This is a genomic window from Deltaproteobacteria bacterium GWC2_65_14 (genome assembly GCA_001797615.1).
Lineage (GTDB): Bacteria > Desulfobacterota > Deferrimicrobia > Deferrimicrobiales > Deferrimicrobiaceae > GWC2-65-14.
Genome location: MGPV01000049.1, coordinates 60,118 through 60,889, shown reverse-complemented (window position 1 = coordinate 60,889; position 772 = coordinate 60,118). Strand labels below are relative to the sequence as shown.

Annotated in this window: 2 pseudogenes (1 of these 2 cut by a window edge); both read left to right on the top strand. The window is 62.3% G+C overall.

What is annotated here, in order from left to right:
- Nucleotides 1-203, top strand: a pseudogene (locus A2X88_09400) (hypothetical protein) (it extends 228 nt beyond the left edge of the window).
- Between the two features lie 2 nt (nt 204-205).
- Nucleotides 206-772, top strand: a pseudogene (locus tag A2X88_09395) (hypothetical protein).

The window sequence follows — 772 nt, the reverse complement described above, 5'->3', positions numbered from 1 at the left end:
ACGGCTCGGCCAACGACAAGCTCCTCAAGCAGAACCAGCCCTACCTCTGCCTGAGCTGTCACCGGTGGCCTCACGCTCAGTCCCGCTCCGGCGCCGCCGGCCAGCAAACCATCTCGTTGAACGTCATCCAACAGCGAGCGCGGTGCACCGACTGCCACAATCAGATTCACGGTTCCGACCGGAAGGCCGGACTCAAGGACTAATCATGAAACCCAACTATTTCGGGAGGAATCCCATGAATCGCCTCATGCTTGCAGGACTGTTGGCCGGACTGTGCGCCGCGCCCGGACGCGCCGAATCCACATACGACGCGACCGTCGGCGCCCGTTACGTGGACCTCGACTCAAGCTGGAACAAGCAGGGGGCCCTGGAGTACGACGGCAAGCTGTATTATGGCGCCCACGGCGACGTGTCCGTCGGCAATCAAGGCGGCCTGGGGCTGCTCGACTTCTCGCTGAAGGACATCGGCAGCCGGGAAGAGGCCATGTCCTTCAACCTGGACTATAAGTCCAGCTTGAAGGTAAGCGCGAAGTGGGAGACGATGCACCACCGCATGAACCCCACTCGCCACGGCCAGGTCATCAACGGCGTCTGGCGCCCGAACAACATCGCCCTCACGACCGGAGCCGAACGGTTCACCTACAGGACGCAGCCCATCGACTTCTCCGCCAACCCCAACGGCTTCGACTTCAAGCTGAAGCGCACGGAGAGCGAGGTGAATCTGGGCCTGTTCGCGCCGACGAACTCGGCGCAGTGGGTCACGATGCAATAC